This is a genomic window from Sphingomonas sp. BLCC-B65 (assembly GCF_028550675.1).
Lineage (GTDB): Bacteria > Actinomycetota > Actinomycetes > Actinomycetales > Microbacteriaceae > Microbacterium.
The window spans coordinates 67,859-86,692 of sequence record NZ_JAQQGL010000002.1; the positions used below are offsets into that span (position 1 = coordinate 67,859).

Below are 18,834 nucleotides of genomic sequence, written 5' to 3' on the forward strand. Positions count from 1 at the left end.
GATGCGTCGATTACTCGGCAGCCTCGTCCGACTGCTCCTCGGCGACGGCCTCGTCGGCCGCCTCGATCTCGTCGACCTCGGCGATCGTCGCCGCCGGCACCGAGATCGCCACGATGAGCGTCTCGGCGTCGGTGACCAGCGCGGCGCCGCGCGGGAGCTTCAGGTCGGCCGCGGTGATGTGCGTGCCGTCCTCGAGGCCCTCGACGTCGACCTCGACGTTCTCGGGGATGTGCGTGGCCTCGACCTCGAGCGACACGGTCGCGTTGTCGAGGTTGGCGATGGTGCCCGCGAAGGGCTCGCCGACGACGACGACGGGAACGTCGACCTGGACCTTCTCACCCTTCTTCACGACGAGGAGGTCGATGTGCTCGATGATCTGGCGCACCGGGTCCTTCTGGACGTCCTTCACGAGGGTGAGCTGCTGCGCACCGGAGATCTCGAGCTCGAGGACGGCGTTGGCACGACGCACGAGCAGCGCGACCTGGTGGCCGGGCAGCGCGACGTGCACCGGGTCGGTGCCGTGGCCGTAGATGACGGCGGGGATCTTGCCTGCGGCGCGCAGACGGCGGGCGAAGCCCTTACCGAAGTTCTCGCGAACCTCGGCGATGACCTTGGTGTCGGTCTCGGTCGACATGATGATTCTCCTTGCGGGCTTCTCGCCCTGGTCTGGGTCTGGGTCTCGACTCGAACGTGGTCACGTGAGGAGAGCCCGCCCGGACTGTCCGTCCGCGCCGCGTGGGCCCGCATCACCGCGTCGATCACGGATGCCGATACGCGAACACACGGCATCCCTCGCCGAGGGAGGACTCCACTCTACCAGCGACGCCGCTACGATGGAGACGGTGCCCGCACGGGTGCCCTCGCGCGGCCGAGGCCGCGCCCACCCGTCTCTCACTCCGGAGGAACCCATGGACTACGGCTGGATGTCGCACGCACTCCTGTGGATCATCGGACTGATGTCGGTGGGAGCGACCGTCGCCGTCGTCGGGGCGCTGTTCACCCTCGGCCGCTCGGGCTACCGCAAGGACTGATCGGCGTCGGCGTCCGCGGGTGTCGCGGATGTCAGCGCGCCGTGAGCAGATCGGCGACCCGATCGACGACGATCTGCAGATCGGCCCCCGCGGCCACGCGGAATCCCGCCTCGTCCTGCGTGAGCGGCTCGCCGACACTCTCGCGGCCGACCAGCTCGACGAAGACGACGTCGCGCACGCGCGCACGGACGGCATCACGCGCCGCGCGCGTGAGCGGTCCCGTGGTCACCACGACGGCCGCCGCCTCCACGAGAACGAGGCGCAGCGCGTCCAACCAGATCTCGGCATCGGACGCTGCGGGCGTCGTCTCAGCGCGGCGGCGACGCCGGCGGGCGGGCGGGCGCAACTCGTCGCCGTCGATGTAGCGGGCGCGCAGTCGCGCGGCGAGCGCCGCTCCGGTGAGCTCGACCGCGGCATCCGACGACCCCATCAACACGACCCGCGCCATCTTCACCTCCGCTGCCGCGGGGATCGGCCACTGCGCCCCGCGATGCGAGCGTACCCCTCCTTCTCGTCGCCGCCCGTCTGCCTATCGGCGCTCGGCCTGATCCAGAGCGGCGCGCGCGCGGGCGGCGACCTCGATGATGCCCCCGATGTTCTCGACGGCGACCCCGTCCTCGTCGGCACCGAGATGCTCGAGCGTCGCCAACTGCGACTCCAAGAGGGCGACCGGCATGAAATGCTGGCGCGAACGCATCCGACGGTCGAGCTCGGCACGCGAGACGACGAGTTCGACGAACCGCGTGTCGGGTGCGGCCTCGCGGATGCGATCGCGATAGCGACGGGCGAGAGCGGAACAGGCCATGACCAGCCCCGGTGAAGACGCCAGGCGCCGTCCGACGACGTCGAGCCAGGGCCGTCGGTCGTCATCGTCCAGCGGCACGCCCGACTCCATCTTGGCGACGTTCTGCACGGGGTGCAGGTCGTCGGCATCCACGAAGTCGACGCCGAAGTCGACGGCGAGCGCGGCCCCGACGGCGGTCTTGCCCGAGCCACTCGGGCCCATCACGACGATGCGCGGCGCACGGGAGGGCATGCTCACTGCCCCGCCTCTCGCGCGGACGCCATGGCCACGATCACCTTGGCGCTGGATGCCGAGTCACGAGCGGTCTCGAACGCCGTGACGGCGTCGGCGGGCGCGAACTCGTGGGTGATGACGCTCTCCACCGCGGGCTGCGCGTCCAGGAGAGCGATCGCCTCCTCCATCTCGTCGAGGAAGCGGAAGGCGCCGGTGAGCGTCGCCTCCTTGGCGACCAAGGGGGCGAGGTTGATCGGACGGGGCTCGTTCGGCAGCATGCCGATCTGCACGACGACGCCGCGCCGACGCACCGCGGAGACGGCGGTGCTGACGGCGGCCGCCGCGCCCGAGCACTCCAGCACCACGTCGTAGGCCTCGCCGGGCACCTCATCGCTTCCCGCGCGCCACGTGCGATCGGCGCCGAGCGCAGCCGCACGCTCCAACGCCTCGGGCAGCAGATCGCTGACGTCGACGACCGCAGCGCCGCGGGCCTGCGCGGCGACGACGGCGAGAAGCCCGATCGGACCGGCGCCGCACACCAGCACCCGCGCGCCGTCGACACTCCCGGCGCGACCGACGCCATGCAGGGCCACGGCCAGCGGCTCCGCCAGCGTCGCACGCCGCACCGACAGGGACTCGGGCAGTACCCGCACCATCGCCGCGTCGACGACGAGGCGATCTGCCATCGCCCCCTGCGTATGCGGCGTCGTCGAGGCGCTGCCGAGGTACGAACCCCCGGGCCACAGGTGCGGCGCCTCAGCGATGGCGGGCACGCAGCTCCCGAAGCGCGCCGGGTGCACCGTGACGGGCGTGCCCGGCGCCCAGGTGCCGGAGGGATCGTCGTCGATCCAGCCGGCGAGTTCGTGCCCCGGGATGAGAGGCTCGGTGACCACGAACGCCCCGTTCGCGCCGTCGAAGTAGTAGTGCAGGTCAGAGCCGCAGATGCCGACGTAGCCGACTCGCAGCCGTACCTGCCCGGGGGCGCACGGCGGCACGCCGAGCTCCTCGACCGCCACGTCCTGGCGTCCTCTGATCACGACCGCATCCATGGTTGCTCCTCTCGATCACACGACCGCGGTCATGCCGCCGTCGACGAACAGGTTCTGTCCGCTCACGAAGTCGCTCGCCGCCGAGGCGAGGAAGGTCAGGGGGCCGCGCAGCTCCTCGACCCGCCCCCACCGACCAGCCGGGGTGCGCTGGACGACCCAGGCGGTGAAGTCCTCGTCGGCGACGAGGGCAGCGTTCATCTCGGTGGCGAAGTAGCCGGGCGAGAGCGTGTTCACCTGGATGCCGTGGCGCGCCAGATCGGCAGCCATGCCGCGCGACAGCTGCGCGATGCCGCCCTTGCTCGCCGAGTAGGGGGCGATCGTCTGCCGCGCGAGCGCGGACTGCACCGACGCGATGTTGATGATCTTCCCCGAGCCGCGCGCGATCATCCCCGGCACGACGAAGCGCGACACGTAGAACGCGCTGGACAGGTTGGTGGCGATCACCTGGTCCCAGTCCGCGACCGAGAAATCGGCGAACGGCGCTCGACGCTGGATTCCGGCGTTGTTGACGAGGATGTCGGGAACGCCCACGCGCGCGACGAGCTCGGCGATCGCGGCCTCGACGGCCGCGGCATCCGTCACATCGAAGACGACGGTCTCGACGCGCGCGCCCGTCCGATCGGCCAGCAGGGCGGCGCTGTCGGCCACACCCTCGCGGCTGCGCCCATGGACGATCACGCGCGCGCCCGCATCGACCAGGCCCGCCGCCAGGCTCTGTCCGAGCCCCCGCGAAGATCCGGTGACGAGGGCGGTACGCCCGCTGAGGTCGAACAGATCAGACAAGGGACACCGCCCCGAAGATGATGAGCACGAAGGCGAAGCCGACGACCGACTCGAGGGCCTGCTGAACCGTCCATGTCTTCAGCGTGGTCTTCACGTCCATGCCCATGAGGCGACCGACCAGCCAGAAGCCGGAGTCGTTGACATGCCCGGCGAACACGGAGCCGGCGGCGGTGGCGAGAACGACGCACGCCACCTGCAGGGGGCTGAAGCCGGCTGCGAGCACCGCGGGCGAGACCAGGCCCGCCGCCGTGACCAGGGCCACCGTGGCCGAGCCCTGTGCGACGCGCAGGACGACCGCGATGAGGTAGGCGGCGAAGATCACCGGAATGCCGATCGAGGACAGCGAGTCCGAGAGCGCCGAGCCGATGCCCGACGCCCGCAGCACGCCGCCGAACATGCCACCGGCGCCCGTGATGAGCACGACGGAGCAGATCGGCCCGAGGGCGGAGTCGACGATCTTCTCCAGCGCCGTGCCGTGCACGCCGCGGCGGGTGCCCAGCACGAACAGGGCGACGAGCACGGAGATGAGCAGGGCGATCTGACTGGTGCCGATCAGGCGCAGCGCCTGCACCCAGACGAGCGCGCCGTCCACGGCCCCGGCGGACACGAGCGCGGACATGCCCGTGTTGAGCAGGATCAGCACGAGCGGGATCGCGAGCACCCCGATGACGGTGCCGGCCTTCGGCGGGTTAGTGGGCTCGACGTCGCGGCCGCCGAAGAGGTCGACGATCGCAAGCGGGATGCGCTTGTCGGTGAACTTCGCCCACAGGTAGCCGGTGAGGTACCACGTCGGCAGCGCGACGACGATACCGATGAGGAGGACGAGCCCGAGATTGGCCCCGTACGTCTCGCTGGCCGTGATGGGGCCGGGGTGCGGCGGCACGAAGACGTGCATGACCGAGAACGCGGCGCCGGCACTGATGCCGTACAGGAGCATGTGCTTGCCGCCGATGCGTCGTCCGACGGCGAAGATCACCGGGAGCATCACGATGAGTCCCGCGTCGAAGAACATCGGGAATCCCATGATGAGCGAGGCCACACCGAGTGCGAACGCGGCCCGCTTCTCACCGAAGACGGACACCATCTTCTCCGCGAGCACGCGTGCACCGCCGGAGGTCTCCACCAGCGCTCCCAGCATCGCGCCCAATCCGACCAGAAGGGCGACGGCGCCGACAGTGCCGCTGAAGCTGTCGATGAGGACCTTGCCGACTCCGTCGATCGGGATGCCGGTCGCCAGTGCCGTGAGGAGCGAAACGAGCACGAGCACGAGGAACGCGTGCATGCGCGCCCAGATGATGAGGATGAGGATGAGCGCGATGGCGCCTGCTGCGATGAGCAGCAGCGGGACGGCGCCGAGCGTCTGCGTCCAATCTTGCATGGGGGCTTCTCCGATGAATCGTCCATGCGCCGGGGTCGTTCCCGGCGGCGGGACCACCGTTTCACAAAAGTACTACTTATTGCAAGCGAATCGTCGTACTTTTTTCCCTTGCCTCGGGTCACCGGACGCCATGTCCCGGTAGCGTGTCCCCTGACAGAAGGACACCGATGCCCACCACCGCCTCGACCGCGTCGCACGCGCATATCGTGGAGACCCTCGGCCGACGCATCGCCGGCGGCGCGCTCGCCCCCGGGTCGGGAATGACCGTCGCCGATCTCGAGGAGGAGTTCTCCGCCTCCCGTACCGTCGTCCGCGAAGCCGTCCGCGTGCTCGAGGCGCACGGGCTGCTGCGTTCCCGGCGCCGCGTGGGACTCGTGGTGCGCCCGCGGGAGGAATGGGACAGCCTCGACGCCACCGTCATCGAGTGGACTCTGGACGGCCCCCGGCGCAACGACGTCCTTCGAGAGCTCACCGAGCTGCGGGCCGCCGTGGAGCCGATCGCCGCCCGTCTCGCGGCCGAGCGCGCCGACGACGCCCAACGTGAGCACCTCCTCGCGCACGCGACCCGCCTCAACGAGCTCGGCGCGCAGGGGCTCGGCGACACCGAGGAGTATCTCGAAGCCGACATCGCCTATCACTCGCTTCTTCTGCGCGCCGGCGGCAATCCGCTGTTCGGCAAGCTCAGCGAACCGATCGCCGAGATCCTGCGGGGCCGAGCGGTGCGCGGCCTTACGCCGAGCCTGCCGCGGGTGGGCACGCTGGAAGCGCACGTGGCCACCGCGCAGGCGATCGTCCGCCGCGATGGAGCGAGCGCCGAGGCGTCCGCGCGCGAGCACCTCCGACTCGTGTCCGGCGAGGTCGCCCACGCGTGAGGCACGGACGAGCCCGCTCACGAGGTCGGCGTGGTCAGCCGCACACCGCCGACGATCACGTCGATGCGGTGGCCCGGCTGGACCGCAGCGGCACTGAACGGCGCTCCCGTCATCACCACGTCACCGGGCCCGAGCGGCGTCCATGACGCGACGTAGGCGAGACAGTCGCGGATCGATACCGGCAGCGCCGCGGCATCCGTCTGCGCCACCACCGCACCGTCGATCTCGAGGACCAGCGCGACGCGATCGATGTCCGCGGCCGTGTCGATCCACGGCCCGAGGGGCGTGTATCCCGCCCCCGACTTCGATTCGAAGTTGCGGACGTCGATGACGGTGCGATCGGGGCTGGAGAGATCGTTGACGGCGGTCACGCCCCGCACGAACCGCTCGGCCGTCGCCGCCGTCAGCTCCGTGCAGTCCCGGCCGATCACGACGGCGATCTCGCCCTCGGCGACGCTCTGCCCGGCATCGCGTCGCAGCCGCACGGTGCGCCCGGACGGAACGATCGTGCGCGGGCTCTTCAACCAGGCCTGGACGGGAGCCGGATGACGCGGCCCGTTCTGCGCGATCCCGACGAGGACGACAGGTGCCGCGGGGGCGATCAGCTCGGCGTCGGCACGCGGCCCGGCGATGTCGTGCCCACCGCACGCGATGTCATCGCCGTCATCGGGCACCCAGATCGGCACCGGGCCGTCGGGGCTCCACCGCACGTCCACAGCCCTCCCGTCGACGAGCGCCCGCCCGATCAGCACGACGGCCCTCCGCCGTCGTCGGCGCGCATCACCAGCGCACCGTCCGGATAGTCACCGTGGTCGACGACACGCCCTCGCCGGCCTCGTCGCGCGACACCTTCACCGCGTCGTCGGTGCGTGTGAGGTCGCGCCGGAGGGTCTCGGGCACGAGGAACGTCGCGGCCGTGGTGATCAGGGCAAGGGTCGCCATGTAGATACCCAGCAGCACCCAGTTGCCGCCGCTCACCGCGATCAGATACGCGCCCAGCACACCGGCAAGTCCGCCGGCGAGCACTGCCGACAGCTCACGAGCCATGGCCACCCCGAGGTAGCGGTGCCGGTTGCCGAACATCTCCGGCAGCAGGGCGCACTGCGGACCGAGCATGACGTTGACTCCGAATCCGATGCCGATCGCGATGACCGCGATCGCGATCGCATGGTTGCCGAGTGTCAGCAGCCACCACGCGGGGAACGAGTACACCAGCAGGAACAGCGCGCCCATCCGGTAGACCGTGCGACGCCCCCAGTGATCCGACAGGGCACCGGACAGCGGCACCGTGAAGATGCCCAGCAGCGAGCCGAGAGTGACGCCCCACGTGAGCAGGCTCTTGTCGGCGCCGGATCCCGCAACGGCGACGAAGAAGGTCAGCGCGAGCGTGTTCAGCATGTAAGAGCCGCCGTTCTCGGCCATGCGCAGACCGATGCCGACGATGACACCCGGCAGTCCATGACCGAAGATCTCGCGAACCGGTCGATCACTGATCTGCTCGTGCTTCTCGAGTTCCACGAACGTCGGCGTCTCGCGCAGGCGCATGCGGATGAACAGCGCGACCAGGATGAGGGCGAACGAGCACAGGAACGGCACCCGCCAGCCCCACGAGAGCAGCTGATCCTCCGGCAGGAGCGTGATCAGGCTGAAGACCACCGCGGCCAGGAGCGTACCCGCCTGGATGCCGATGAAGGGCAGCGCGGAGAAGAAGCCGCGTCGCCGCACGGGGGCGTACTCCGCCATCAGCACGGTGGCACCGGCCTGCTCGGCTCCGGCGCCGAAGCCCTGCAGCAGGCGCATGAGCACCAGCAGCGCCGGCGCCCACAGCCCGATCTGCGCGTACGTGGGCAGCAGCCCAATCGCGGTGGAGGCGCCTCCCATGAGCAGGATGGTGATGACGAGCACCCACTTGCGCCCGAGACGGTCACCGAGAACGCCGAAGAACAGGCCACCGAAGGGACGGGCCACGAATCCGACGCCGAACGTGGCGAAGGCGGCGACCGTGGCCATGGCCGGATCGTCCTGGGAGAAGAACAGCACGTTGAAGATGAGCGCGGTGGACAGTCCGTACAGCGCGAAATCGAAGTACTCCAAGGCACTGCCGATGCTGGAGGCGAGGGTTGCCCGACGCAGGTTCGCGGCGTATTCGGGGTCGTCCGAGGTGGTGTCCACCGGGGGTCGAAGGTCTGTCACTGCCATCTCCTTTGATCGGCACGGCACGGCCGCGTGTGCGATCAGAGTATCAACCCAGTGGACGATGTTCAATATGTTGGATTCATGCGCCGGCGCGCGAGGGCCTGACCCACGCCGCTGCGGCGCTCAGTCGCGGCGGGCGGCCGCACTGAAAGGGTTCGTGAGCTGTCGCGCGGCCTCGTTGAGTGCCGCCGCCACGGCCGCGATCCGCCGCTGGTCGGCTTCGGCCGCGGGCAGCCCCACACCCAGGGCCAGCTGCGGATCGCCGGGCGCCCAGCCCTCCAAGGGCACGGCCACCCCGACGATTCCGGGCAGCGACTCCTCGGCATCCAGAGCCCAGCCGCGCTCGCGCACGTCGGCCAGACGCCGCAGCAGCCCCGTGAGATCGCGCGCCGCCGCATCGGCGACCGACGGGAAGACGGCATCAGCGCCCACGAGTTCGGTCACCTCGGCATCCGAGAGCGTGGACAGCATCGCCCGCCCGGTCGCACTCAACGCCGCCGGAAGGCGGGAGCCGAGCGGCGTGCCGATGCGCACCGCACGCGACCCCTCGTGCCGGGCGATGTAGAGCGCATCGGCCCCGTCGAGGATCGCGACCTGCACGAGCTCGCCCGCGAGGATCGGCGACGCATCGCACACGCCGTAGAACTCGCGCACCTGGTTGAACTGCGCGGCGAAGGCTCCCCCGAGCTCTGCCGTGCGCAGGCCGAGGCGATACCCCTGCGCACCCCGCTCGATCATGCGGGCCGCTTCCAGCGCCAGGCACAGGTTCGCGGTCGAGGACTTGGCAAGACCCAGCGCCGCCGCGATCTCGGTCAGCGTGAGCGGCCGCCTCGCCTCCGCGAGGAGTTCGAGTAGCCGGATGCCGCGAGTGACGGCGGGAGCGGGGTCGCGTGTGGCACGGTCGTCGAGGTCGTCGGTCATGATCCTCCTTCACGACGCACGCCGCCGTGCGCCGATGTCAGTAGAACTCGACCGTATCGACAACAGCGTGCAACGCGGCGCCATCGAGCAGTCGCGTCGCGTCGGCGGCGAACCGCCGCGCGATCCGCTCTTCCTCCCGACTGTCCAGGGCCGCCGTGTGCGGACTCACCAGGACGCGGGGATGCGACCACAGCGGCGAGTCCTGCGCGAGCGGCTCCACCTCGAAGACATCCAGCGCGGCGAAGGAGACGGTGCCGTCGTCGAGAGCCCGCAGCAGTGCCGCCTCGTCGATGACGCTGCCGCGTCCGACGCTGGCGAGGATCAGGCCCGGACGCGCCCTCGACAGCAGGGCCGCGCCGATGAGATGGTGCGTCTGCGTCGTGCCCGGCAGCGTCACCACGACCGCATCCACCTCGGCGATCACCGACGGCAGCTCCTCGAGAGGCACGAGGCGGTCCACGGCCTCGACCGGTTCCCCCGAACGCGTCGTGCCCCACACCGTCGCGCCGAGAGCGGCGAAGCGCCGCGCACAGGCCGACCCGATGCCGCCGAGCCCGACGATGAGCACGGTCATCTCGTCGAGCTGGCGCATCTGCCACCGCAGGGGCCACGTGCGCGAGTCCTGGTCGGCGCGCAGCCGCGGCAGGTCTTTCGCTCCGGCGAGCACGCCGAACACCGCGAACTCGGCGAGCGCTCCCCCGTGCACGCCCGCGGTCGTCGAGAAGACGACGCGCTGGAGCGCCTCGGGCGCAAGACCCGCCTCCCGCACCTGTGCGCCGCCTCCGGCTGCCGTGGTCATGACCCACCGCAGCCGCGGATTGGCCGCCACCGTGCGCGCGAGCGCCGCCGGGTCGACATCCGGAATGCCGAAGAGGGCGTCTGCCGAGTCGACGAGCTCCTCGAAGCGGCGCTGCTCGGCGGGAGTACGCCGAAAAGCGGGGTCGCCCGACCAGTCGGCCGGGCCGCGCATCGGAGGAAGGAGGTCGGGCTCCCGGACCATCTCGACGCGCGGTTCGAGCCGCTCGATCAGCCGACACAGCTCCTCCCGCAGCGGTACGGCGGCGACGGCGCGCAGCGAGCGGACGGCGTGATCCGACATTCGTTTCCCTCCATCGGGTGGATGTGATCCGCGACTACTCTACCGCAAGTCCACATTAATGAACGCTGTTCATCAGGTTGAATCCTGTTTAGAGTGTCGTCATGACATCGTCTCTTGCGGCCGAGGACGTCCGCCTCGGAATGATCGGCACAGGTGCCATGGGCACGCCGATGGCTCGCCATCTCATCCGCGCCCGCGGGCGTCTCGCGATCTGGTCACGGTCGCCGCGGCCCGATCTCGTCGAGCTCGGCGCGAGTCCCGTGGACACACCCGGCGAACTGGCCGCGCACAGCGACGCCGTACTCGTCATGCTCCCCGACCTGCCGGACCTGGAGAAGATCCTCGACGGCGATGACGGCCTGCTCGCCGGCGCCGAGGACCTGCTGCTGCTGATCGGGTCGACCTCTTCGCCCACGGGCGTGCGCACGATCGCCGAACGGCTCGACCGGCAGAGCGGGGGTCGTGTGCGCGTCGTGGACTGCCCGGTCTCGGGGGGCGTCGACGGGGCGAGCGCGGGGACGCTGTCGATCATGCTCGGCGGAGCGGATGCCGACGCCGCGCTGGCCGCGCGCATCCTCTCCCCCTGCGGCACTCCCGTCCACCTCGGCCCGCTCGGTGCCGGAGAGGTGGCGAAGGCCTGCAATCAGCTCGTCGTGGCCGCGACCATCGTCGCCCTCGGCGAGGCCACCGAACTGGCCGCACGCTCGGGGCTCGACCTCGACGCCCTGTGGTCGCTGCTGGCGGGCGGATATGCGGGCTCGAACCTGCTGCGCAGCCGCAAGGACCGCCTCGTCTTCGGCGACGACAGCCCGTCGGGCGCCGCCGCCTACATGGTGAAGGATCTGGGCTTCGCCGCCGACGTCGCGGCATCCACACACACCACGACCGCCCTGTTGCCCGCGTTGCGCGCGGTCTTCGACGAGATCATGACTGCGGGACTCGGCGAGCGTGACATCTCGGTCACGCGGCGACTGACGGCGCAGCGTCATCCGACGCCCGCCGCACCCGGGGCGGACTACGCTGAGAACGGAATCCCCGACCGACCCTGAGGAGTTCGACGTGCCCGAACAGACCGCTGCCGAGACCACCACGCCCGTGTCGCCCACGGCCAACATCGGAGTCGTCGGACTCGCGGTGATGGGCTCGAACCTGGCCCGCAATCTGGCGTCGCGCGAGGGCAACACCGTCGCGGTGTACAACCGTTCGCGCTCGAAGACCGACGAGCTCGTCGCGGAGCACCCCGAGGCCGGCTTCGTTCCCGCCTTCTCCTACGAGGAGTTCGCCGCCAGCCTGCAGAAGCCGCGCACGGCACTCATCATGGTCAAGGCGGGCGGCCCCACCGACGCCGTCATCGATGAGCTGATGAACGTCTTCGAGCCCGGCGACATCATCATCGACGGCGGAAACGCGCTGTTCACGGACACCATCCGTCGAGAGAAGGCCGTGCGAGAGCGCGGCTTCAATTTCGTGGGCATGGGTGTCTCCGGCGGTGAGGAGGGCGCGCTCCTCGGCCCGTCGCTCATGCCCGGCGGCCCCGACGAGGCCTGGGTCACGCTCGGTCCCATCCTGCGCTCGATCGCAGCGGTCGCCGAAGGCGAGCCCTGCGTCACCCACATCGGACACGACGGTGCCGGCCACTTCGTGAAGATGGTGCACAACGGCATCGAGTACGCCGACATGCAGCTGATCGCGGAGGCCTACGACCTCATCCGTCGCGCCACGGGAAAGTCGCCCGCCGAGATCGCCGATGTCTTCGCCGAGTGGAACACGGGCGAGCTGGAGAGCTACCTGATCGAGATCACCGCCGAGGTGCTGCGCCAGGTCGACGCCGAGACCGGCGCGCCGCTGGTCGATGTCATCCTCGACCAGGCCGGCGCGAAGGGCACCGGCGGGTGGACCGTGCAGACCGCGATCGACCTGGGAGTTCCCGTCTCGGGCATCGCCGAGGCCGTGTTCGCGCGATCGCTGTCGAGCCACCCCGAGCAGCGTTCCATCTCCGGCGCACTGCCCGGTCCTGACGACTCGACCGGCGAGCACCTCACCGGCGCCGAGGCGGACGCCTTCATCGAGCAGGTGCGGCTGGCCCTCTACGCGTCGAAGATCGTCGCGTACTCGCAGGGATTCGACGAGATCCGCGCCGGCGCCGCGCACTACGACTGGTCGATCGACCTCGGCGCGGTCAGCAAGATCTGGCGCGCCGGCTGCATCATCCGCGCCCAGTTCCTCAACCGGATCGCCGACGCGTACGAAGCCGAGCCGGACCTTGCCGTTCTGCTGACGGCGCCGTACTTCGTCGACGCGCTGACGCGCGCACAGGACGCGTGGCGCAACATCGTCGCGCTGGCTGCCGCCGCCGGCATCCCCGCTCCCGCCTTCTCGTCGTCGCTGGCGTACTACGACGGACTGCGCGCGCGGCGCCTGCCCGCCGCCCTGATCCAGGGCCAGCGCGACTTCTTCGGTGCGCACACCTACAAGCGCATCGACAAGGACGGCACCTTCCACACGCTGTGGTCGGGCGACCGCACCGAGGTCGAGGCCGAAGACACCCACTGACCGCCCGCGGCGCGGCTGAGCAGGGGCGTTTCGACGCGCTCTGCTCAGCCGCGAGTCGAAAGGCCTAGATCCAGTCCTTCTTCTTGAAGACCAGATACAGCCCCGTGCTGACGGCCGCCATGAGCGCGATGGCGAAGGGATACCCCCACGGCCATGACAGTTCGGGCATGTCGTGGAAGTTCATACCGTAGATGCCCGCGACGAGCGTCGGCGCGAAGCCGATGGCGGCCCAGGACGAGATCTTCTTGACCTGATCGTTCTGCTCGATGCTCGTGCGCGTCATCTCGCTCATCTGGTCGTTGCGTCGCTGGTCGACGATCGTCGCGTGGATCGTCAGCGCATTGTCGAGGGTTTCGCGAAACGCCGCCACTCGCGCATCGATGTAGCGGGCGCGATCGGCGATCTCCCGATATCCGGGGGCCTCACCACTCGGCATCCGGGTACTCACGTAGTGCTCCAGGCGGTCCATCATCGTCGGCAGCGGAGCCGTCGCATGGCGCAGGTCGATGACTTCGCGCTGCAGCGCGAAGATGCGACGGGAGACGCCCTCGTCTTCAGCGAAGAGCTGCTCCTCGATCTCGTCGATGTCGTGCTCGATCTCGTCCATGACGGCCCGGTACGCCCGCGTGACGTACTCGAAGGTTCCCCAGAGCACGCCCAGGGGCCCGCGCGCGGCGATGTCGGGATGCTCGTCGAGCAGCGTTCGCAGGCGATCGATGTCGACCGCGCCGTCGCCGGAGATGGCGACGAAGAAGTCGGGGCCGACGAAGAGGTCGACTTCGCGGCACTGCACCGTCTCGGTCGGCTCGTCGTACTGGGAGGGCTGGACGACCACGAACAGGTGGTCGCCGAAGCGCTCGAGCTTCGAACGCTGATGGGTGCGCAGCGCCGTCGCGACGCCGAGCCGCTCCAGCTGGAGCACCTCGGCGAGCGCGCTCACCTCCTCGTCGCTCGGGGAGGTCAGCCCGACCCAGAGCATTCCGCCCCGCCGACGCGCCTCGGCGAGCGCGTCGGCCGGTGCCGCGTCGGTGGGGTGGGCGATGCCGCCGTCGTAGACGACGCACTGGGGCTGAGCCATGAGAGCAACCCTAGGCCCGCCGGGCGGCCCCGCTCCTCACCGCTCTCATGCCGTGATGTCGGTGACGGCGCCCTTGTCGAGCCGCAGCCGGCGACGGGCGCGGCGCGCGACGGCCGAGTCATGGGTGACGACGACGAGGGTCAGCCCCTCGGCGGAGAGACGTTCGAGCACCACGAGGATCTCGTCGCGCATCGACTCATCCAGATTCCCCGTCGGCTCATCCGCCAGCAGCACGCGCGGGCGCTTGGCGATGGCCCGCGCGATCGCCACCCGCTGCTGCTGCCCGCCGGAGAGCTCCCCCGGACGGTGGCTGCCGCGATCGGAGAGGCCGACGTGCGCGAGCGCCTCCTCGACACGGGTGTGACGGTCGGCACCGTCCAGACGCAGCGGTTCCAACCCCATGGCGACGTTCTCCGCCGCGGTGAGCGTGGGAATGAGATTGAAGGCCTGGAACACGAAGCCGATCTCGTGCGCGCGCACCTTCTGCAGGTCCGTCGCGGATGCCGCCGCGAGGTCGGTGTCGCCGAGCAGCACCGTTCCGCTGGTCGGGACGTCGAGCGCGCCGAGCATCTGAAGCAGGGTCGACTTGCCCCCACCCGTGGGACCCTGGATCGTCGCGAACTCTCCTGCCTCGATCTGCAGGTCGACCCCCGTCAAGGCCTTCACCTCCCTGCCCTTCTGACGGTAGGTCTTCGTCACGGACGTCAAGCGATAGGCCGCTCCCGCCGCGGTCGGCGCAGGGGTAGCGATGGTGTCATCGATCACGGTCATGTCGGTCATTCCTTCGAGATGGTGGATGTCGGTGGGGGCGGCCGGGGTGCTCACGAGACCGCCCGTAGTGCTTCTGCGGGGCTGAGACGGGCGGCACGCCAGCCACCGAACACGCCGGCGATCAGTCCGCCGAGGACGGCGAGCACGAGAGCGAGCCCGACGATCCAGAGCGACAGCGGCGCGTGCAGGGCGATCTCGGTTGTCGTCTGCGCCAGCTGACCGCCGAACCCGCTTCCCCCGCCGCGACCACCCTCGCCCGGACCTCGGCCGGCGGTCGCGCCCGCGGAGGCCGACACAGTGGGGGCGATGATGTTGATGATCAGCGCGCCGATGAGGCCGAGCGCCACGCCGATGACACCGCCGATGAGGGCCTGGACCACGGACTCCCCCGCCACCTGGCCGACCACACGCGCGTTGGACCACCCGATGGCCTTCAGCGTGCCTAGCTCACGGGTGCGTCGGGAGATACCCGAGATCGTGAACAGGACCGCGAGAGCGACGGCCACCACGAGGACGATGATCGACAGCCACGTGCCCAGGTTCGTGATCAGCGAGCTCGCGCTGGCGAGCGAGCCCGAGACGGTCGAGGCAAGGTCCGACTGCGAGCTGACGGTCGCCGTGGGGAGGGCGGCTTTGAGCGCGGACTGGATCGCGGCGATGCGATCGCTCGAGCTGGCCTGCACGTACACCGTGGAGACGACGTCGCCCGCGCCGGAGAGCTTCTGTGCGACATCGAGCGGAATGTAGACGTTGGCGGCGGTGTCGGCGGACGAGGACGCGGACGCGACGATCCCGACGATCTCGAACGGCGTCCCCGCCACATCGATGGTGCCGCCCACGGCGAGAGAGGCACTGGCCGCGTAGGTCGCGTCGACCACGGCGACATCCGTACCCGCGTCAGAAGAGGTGAGCGCGCGTCCGCCGCTGACGGTGGCAGCCGTCAACGGCCCCGCGGCGGTGGCGCCCGGGTCGACGCCGAGCACGCTGAAGGAATCCACGCCGAAGGAGCCCCCCTGGAATCCCCCGCCACCGCCCTCGCCGCCCTGCCCGCGGCTGCCCTCGCCCTCTTGCGGCGCGGTCTGCGCGCCGCCCTCAGCGGTGCCGGACTGGCGCTGCGGCAGCGAGCCGCTGAAGGTCATGTTCGTGAGGCTGAGAGCAGCGGTCGCCTCGGACACCCCGTCGACGGCGCGCACCGTATCGAGCACCGACGCGTCCAGCGTGCTGCGACCGAACCCGGCGACCAGGCGCGACTGGTTGAGGGTGGTCGTCCCGTCCGCGCCGGTCTGGCCGCCGCCGCCTTCGAAGTCGAAGCGACCACCGCGCGTGTTCGAGCCGGGCTGGGCCTGCGCGCCGGTGACGGTGAGGTCGGTGCCGACGCCGTATACCGAGGCCAGGGCCTCCGACTGGGCGTCGCGCACGCCCGCGGACAGCGCGTTGACCATGATGACCAGCGCGACCGCGACGGCCAGGCCGAACGCCACGATCGTGGTCTGCTTCTTTCGGCCGGACAGCTCACGGCGCAGATACGTCCAATACATCGCGTCTCCTTCTGGCGAGCGAGCCCGGGTGCTCGGTGCGCCGACGCGACGAACGTACGAGCCGTTTCGATGCGCGATCGAAGGGCGACTGAGGAAGTGGCTATGAGCCACTCGGCAGAGCCTGCTGCAATCCACAGCGGGCTCATAGCGCGGCGCATAGGTTCTTCACAGCACCGGCAGCACAATGGAGCCATGACCGCTCTCGCCGCCTCCCCTGTCCTGCACCGCCCAGACGGGTCGGCCCTTCGCGTCCTCGTCGTCGACGACGAGCAGATGCTCACGGACCTGCTCTCGATGGCGCTGCGCATGGAGGGCTGGGAGGTCCGCACGGCGGGGTCGGGGTTCGACGCGCTCGCGCAGGCGCGCGAGTTCGATCCCGACGCCATGGTGCTCGACATCATGATGCCCGACCTCGACGGCATGTCGGTGCTGCAGCGACTGCGTCACGCCGGCAATGATGTGCCGGTGCTCTTCCTCACGGCGAAGGATGCCGTCGCCGACCGCGTCGCGGGCCTCACCGCCGGCGGCGACGACTACGTCACCAAACCGTTCAGCCTGGAAGAGGTCGTCGCGCGTCTGCGCGGTCTGATGCGCCGCGCCGGCACCGCGACAGCGGGCGGCGCGGACCCCGTCCTGCGCGTCGGTGAGCTGACGCTGAACGAGGACTCCCATGAGGTCATGCGCGGCGACACCGAGATCGAGCTGACGGCGACGGAGTTCGAGCTGCTGCGCTTCCTCATGCGCAACCAGCGTCGCGTCGTGTCGAAGGCCCAGATCCTGGACCGCGTCTGGAACTACGACTTCGGCGGGCGCTCCTCGGTGGTCGAGCTGTACATCTCCTACCTGCGAAAGAAGATCGACGCGGGCCGTGACCCGCTCATCCACACGGTGCGCGGCGTGGGCTACATGATCAAAGCTCCGCAGTGAGCGCAGCGCCTGCACCGAAGAAGGTCCGACGGCGACCGCAATGGAGCCTGCAGACGCGACTGATCGCGGCCGTCGTCGGCATGGTCACGCTGATTCTGGCGATGATCGGCGTCGCCACCAGCGCGCTGCTCGGCAACATCCTGTCCGGCCAGCTCGACACACAGGTACGCGATGCGGCAGCCAGTGTCAGCGCGCAACTCCTCTCGCAGAAGGTGGACTTCGGCACCGTGCAGTCCGCGTACACCGTGCTGCAGGATGCGCGCGTGCGAACTCCCGGAGTGCTGCTGATCGTGAGGTCGGCGAGCGGCTTCGACGGGGCGTACCTCGACGGCAACAGCGTGAAGTCGCTGACGGACGCACAGGTACTCGAGATCGCCAACGCATTCGGCTCCGGTCCCTCCGCGACGGGGACGGTGGACGACATCGGCACCTATCGGCTGTTCACCACCGGCGCCGGTCCCTACGCGATCGCGGTCGGGCTGCCGGTGTCGACCGTGAACACGACCATTGCGCAGATCCTGACGACCGTCGCCCTCGTCACCACCGGAGGGCTGCTGCTGCTGGCGGCCGTCATCGCCGTGGTGATCCGCTACTCCCTTCGGCCGCTTCGGGCCGTCGCCGCCACGGCGACACGCGTCGCTGCGCAGCCGCTGGACTCGGGCGACGTCACCATCTCCGAGCGCGTCCCGGCATCCGAAGCCGATGCGAGCGATGAGATCGGGCGTGTCGGTGCGGCACTGAACACTCTGCTCGACCACATCGACGTGTCACTGGCCGCCCGGCAACGCAACGAGGAGCGCATGCGCTCGTTCGTGGCCGACGCCAGCCACGAGCTGCGCACTCCCCTGGCGGCGATCCGCGGCTACTCCGAGCTTTCCCTGCGGTCGCTGCGAACCGTGAACGCCGCCGGCGACGCGGCCACACCGGCCCAGGTCGCGATCAGCGCCGAGCAGTCGGAGCAGAGCCTGGAGCGCATCCAGTCCGCCTCCCTGCGGATGACGGCGCTCGTCGAAGACCTGCTGCTGCTGGCTCGACTCGACGAGGGCAAGGAACTCGTGTACGGCGCCGTCGACCTCACGCGAGTGGTCGTCGACAGTGTCGCCGACGCACAGGTCGCCGGCTCAGGACACGAATGGCAGCTGGATGCCGCCGAAGAACCGGTCGTCGTCGCCGGAGATACGATGCGTCTGCATCAGGTCGTGGCGAACCTGCTCACCAACGCCCGCGTGCACACGCCGGCAGGAACGACGGTCACCGCGAGCGTCGCCGTCGAGGAGGGCGACGCCGTCGTGCGCGTCACCGACAACGGTCCCGGCATTGATCCGGTGGTCGCCGGCGAGCTGTTCGAGAGGTTTGCGCGCGGCGACGCCTCCCGCGCACGCCAGACCGGAGGTACCGGCCTGGGTCTGTCGATCGCGAAGGCGATCGTCACCGCGCACCACGGCACGATCTCCGTCAACAGCGAACCGGGCCACACCGAGTTCGAGGTACGACTGCCGGCGCGCCCGGCGGCCCCGCACGCGGCCGACGCGCCGGCCTGACCCGGGCTGCGCGCGAGCGGGGCCGAGACCGCCCCGACGACCGGGCGCACGCGGCCCCCGCACCACGCGTGCGGTGCCG

At 70.1% G+C, this 18,834-nt stretch carries 18 protein-coding genes; 5 read left to right on the plus strand and 13 right to left on the minus strand.

Going from position 1 to position 18,834, the window contains the following annotated elements; genetic code table 11:
- Nucleotides 1-10: 10 nt before the first annotated feature.
- The 6 genes from PP359_RS13680 to PP359_RS13705 form a co-directional block, all read right to left on the minus strand.
- Nucleotides 11-634 carry a 50S ribosomal protein L25/general stress protein Ctc gene (locus PP359_RS13680; RefSeq protein WP_499250849.1) on the minus strand — a complete coding sequence of 208 codons (624 nt, stop codon included), beginning with the start codon at nt 632-634 and terminating at the stop codon, nt 11-13.
- A gap of 428 nt (nt 635-1,062) precedes the next feature.
- Nucleotides 1,063-1,479 carry a hypothetical protein gene (locus tag PP359_RS13685; protein WP_039412502.1) on the minus strand — a complete coding sequence of 139 codons (417 nt, stop codon included), beginning with the start codon at nt 1,477-1,479 and terminating at the stop codon, nt 1,063-1,065.
- A gap of 81 nt (nt 1,480-1,560) precedes the next feature.
- On the minus strand, nt 1,561-2,067 hold the full coding sequence (locus PP359_RS13690; RefSeq protein WP_476152614.1) for a gluconokinase: 507 nt from the start codon (nt 2,065-2,067) through the stop codon (nt 1,561-1,563).
- A gap of 2 nt (nt 2,068-2,069) precedes the next feature.
- Complete coding sequence (locus PP359_RS13695; protein ID WP_499250850.1) at nt 2,070-3,098, minus strand: zinc-binding dehydrogenase; 1,029 nt, start codon at nt 3,096-3,098, stop codon at nt 2,070-2,072.
- A 15-nt stretch (nt 3,099-3,113) separates the two neighbouring features.
- The gene (locus PP359_RS13700; protein WP_135949734.1) at nt 3,114-3,881 is read right to left on the minus strand and encodes an SDR family oxidoreductase; all 768 of its coding nucleotides are present in this window, start codon (nt 3,879-3,881) and stop codon (nt 3,114-3,116) included.
- On the minus strand, nt 3,874-5,259 hold the full coding sequence (locus PP359_RS13705) for a GntP family permease (protein ID WP_499250851.1): 1,386 nt from the start codon (nt 5,257-5,259) through the stop codon (nt 3,874-3,876). Before PP359_RS13705 ends, PP359_RS13700 begins: the two co-directional genes overlap by 8 nt.
- A gap of 167 nt (nt 5,260-5,426) precedes the next feature.
- On the opposite strand from PP359_RS13705, the gene PP359_RS13710 reads away from it, so the two are divergent.
- Complete coding sequence (locus PP359_RS13710; RefSeq protein WP_036315202.1) at nt 5,427-6,131, plus strand: FadR/GntR family transcriptional regulator; 705 nt, start codon at nt 5,427-5,429, stop codon at nt 6,129-6,131.
- 17 nt (nt 6,132-6,148) lie between these two features.
- Here the strand turns inward: PP359_RS13710 and PP359_RS13715 are convergent, their stop codons facing one another.
- The 4 genes from PP359_RS13715 to PP359_RS13730 all read right to left on the minus strand — a co-directional run bounded on the left by PP359_RS13715 (nt 6,149) and on the right by PP359_RS13730 (nt 10,347).
- A complete protein-coding gene (locus tag PP359_RS13715; RefSeq protein WP_499250852.1) occupies nt 6,149-6,883 on the minus strand; it encodes a fumarylacetoacetate hydrolase family protein in 735 nt (244 codons plus the stop codon).
- 28 nt (nt 6,884-6,911) lie between these two features.
- A complete protein-coding gene (locus PP359_RS13720; protein ID WP_499250853.1) occupies nt 6,912-8,324 on the minus strand; it encodes an MFS transporter in 1,413 nt (470 codons plus the stop codon).
- 126 nt (nt 8,325-8,450) lie between these two features.
- Nucleotides 8,451-9,248, minus strand: a complete 798-nt coding sequence (locus tag PP359_RS13725; protein WP_135949732.1) for an IclR family transcriptional regulator — start codon at nt 9,246-9,248, stop codon at nt 8,451-8,453.
- 37 nt (nt 9,249-9,285) lie between these two features.
- A complete protein-coding gene (locus PP359_RS13730) occupies nt 9,286-10,347 on the minus strand; it encodes a D-2-hydroxyacid dehydrogenase (RefSeq protein ID WP_499250854.1) in 1,062 nt (353 codons plus the stop codon).
- A 101-nt stretch (nt 10,348-10,448) separates the two neighbouring features.
- On the opposite strand from PP359_RS13730, the gene PP359_RS13735 reads away from it, so the two are divergent.
- Entirely contained in the window at nt 10,449-11,396 is a 948-nt protein-coding gene (locus PP359_RS13735; RefSeq protein WP_036315188.1) for an NAD(P)-dependent oxidoreductase, read from the plus strand.
- Between the two features lie 10 nt (nt 11,397-11,406).
- On the plus strand, nt 11,407-12,900 hold the full coding sequence (gnd, locus tag PP359_RS13740) for an NADP-dependent phosphogluconate dehydrogenase (RefSeq protein WP_499250855.1): 1,494 nt from the start codon (nt 11,407-11,409) through the stop codon (nt 12,898-12,900).
- A gap of 64 nt (nt 12,901-12,964) precedes the next feature.
- On the opposite strand, the gene PP359_RS13745 is transcribed toward gnd, so the two are convergent.
- From PP359_RS13745 to PP359_RS13755, 3 genes are read right to left on the minus strand one after another with little or no spacing between them, the layout of a single operon-like run.
- Nucleotides 12,965-13,978, minus strand: a complete 1,014-nt coding sequence (locus tag PP359_RS13745; protein ID WP_295775409.1) for a magnesium and cobalt transport protein CorA — start codon at nt 13,976-13,978, stop codon at nt 12,965-12,967.
- A gap of 45 nt (nt 13,979-14,023) precedes the next feature.
- Nucleotides 14,024-14,803 carry an ABC transporter ATP-binding protein gene (locus PP359_RS13750; RefSeq protein WP_499250856.1) on the minus strand — a complete coding sequence of 260 codons (780 nt, stop codon included), beginning with the start codon at nt 14,801-14,803 and terminating at the stop codon, nt 14,024-14,026.
- Complete coding sequence (locus PP359_RS13755; protein WP_499250857.1) at nt 14,800-16,287, minus strand: ABC transporter permease; 1,488 nt, start codon at nt 16,285-16,287, stop codon at nt 14,800-14,802. Before PP359_RS13755 ends, PP359_RS13750 begins: the two co-directional genes overlap by 4 nt.
- Before the next feature lie 192 nt (nt 16,288-16,479).
- Between PP359_RS13755 and PP359_RS13760 the strand changes: the two genes are divergently transcribed.
- The gene (locus PP359_RS13760; protein ID WP_016464648.1) at nt 16,480-17,214 is read left to right on the plus strand and encodes a response regulator transcription factor; all 735 of its coding nucleotides are present in this window, start codon (nt 16,480-16,482) and stop codon (nt 17,212-17,214) included.
- Nucleotides 17,211-18,755, plus strand: coding sequence for a sensor histidine kinase (locus tag PP359_RS13765; RefSeq protein ID WP_347417398.1), 1,545 nt, complete (start codon nt 17,211-17,213; stop codon nt 18,753-18,755). The genes PP359_RS13760 and PP359_RS13765 overlap by 4 nt, the downstream gene beginning before the upstream one ends.
- Nucleotides 18,756-18,834 lie beyond the last annotated feature (79 nt).

Excerpts from the sequence above, each read along its gene's own strand:
- PP359_RS13680 (WP_499250849.1), bottom strand. The coding sequence starts at position 634 with ATGTCGACCGAGACCGACACCAAGGTCATCGCCGAGGTTCGCGAGAAC.
- PP359_RS13685 (WP_039412502.1), bottom strand. The coding sequence starts at position 1,479 with ATGGCGCGGGTCGTGTTGATGGGGTCGTCGGATGCCGCGGTCGAGCTC.
- PP359_RS13690 (WP_476152614.1), bottom strand. The coding sequence starts at position 2,067 with ATGCCCTCCCGTGCGCCGCGCATCGTCGTGATGGGCCCGAGTGGCTCG.
- PP359_RS13695 (WP_499250850.1), bottom strand. The coding sequence starts at position 3,098 with ATGGATGCGGTCGTGATCAGAGGACGCCAGGACGTGGCGGTCGAGGAG.
- PP359_RS13705 (WP_499250851.1), bottom strand. The coding sequence starts at position 5,259 with ATGCAAGATTGGACGCAGACGCTCGGCGCCGTCCCGCTGCTGCTCATC.
- PP359_RS13710 (WP_036315202.1), top strand. The coding sequence starts at position 5,427 with ATGCCCACCACCGCCTCGACCGCGTCGCACGCGCATATCGTGGAGACC.
- PP359_RS13725 (WP_135949732.1), bottom strand. The coding sequence starts at position 9,248 with ATGACCGACGACCTCGACGACCGTGCCACACGCGACCCCGCTCCCGCC.
- PP359_RS13730 (WP_499250854.1), bottom strand. The coding sequence starts at position 10,347 with ATGTCGGATCACGCCGTCCGCTCGCTGCGCGCCGTCGCCGCCGTACCG.
- PP359_RS13735 (WP_036315188.1), top strand. The coding sequence starts at position 10,449 with ATGACATCGTCTCTTGCGGCCGAGGACGTCCGCCTCGGAATGATCGGC.
- PP359_RS13745 (WP_295775409.1), bottom strand. The coding sequence starts at position 13,978 with ATGGCTCAGCCCCAGTGCGTCGTCTACGACGGCGGCATCGCCCACCCC.
- PP359_RS13755 (WP_499250857.1), bottom strand. The coding sequence starts at position 16,287 with ATGTATTGGACGTATCTGCGCCGTGAGCTGTCCGGCCGAAAGAAGCAG.
- PP359_RS13760 (WP_016464648.1), top strand. The coding sequence starts at position 16,480 with ATGACCGCTCTCGCCGCCTCCCCTGTCCTGCACCGCCCAGACGGGTCG.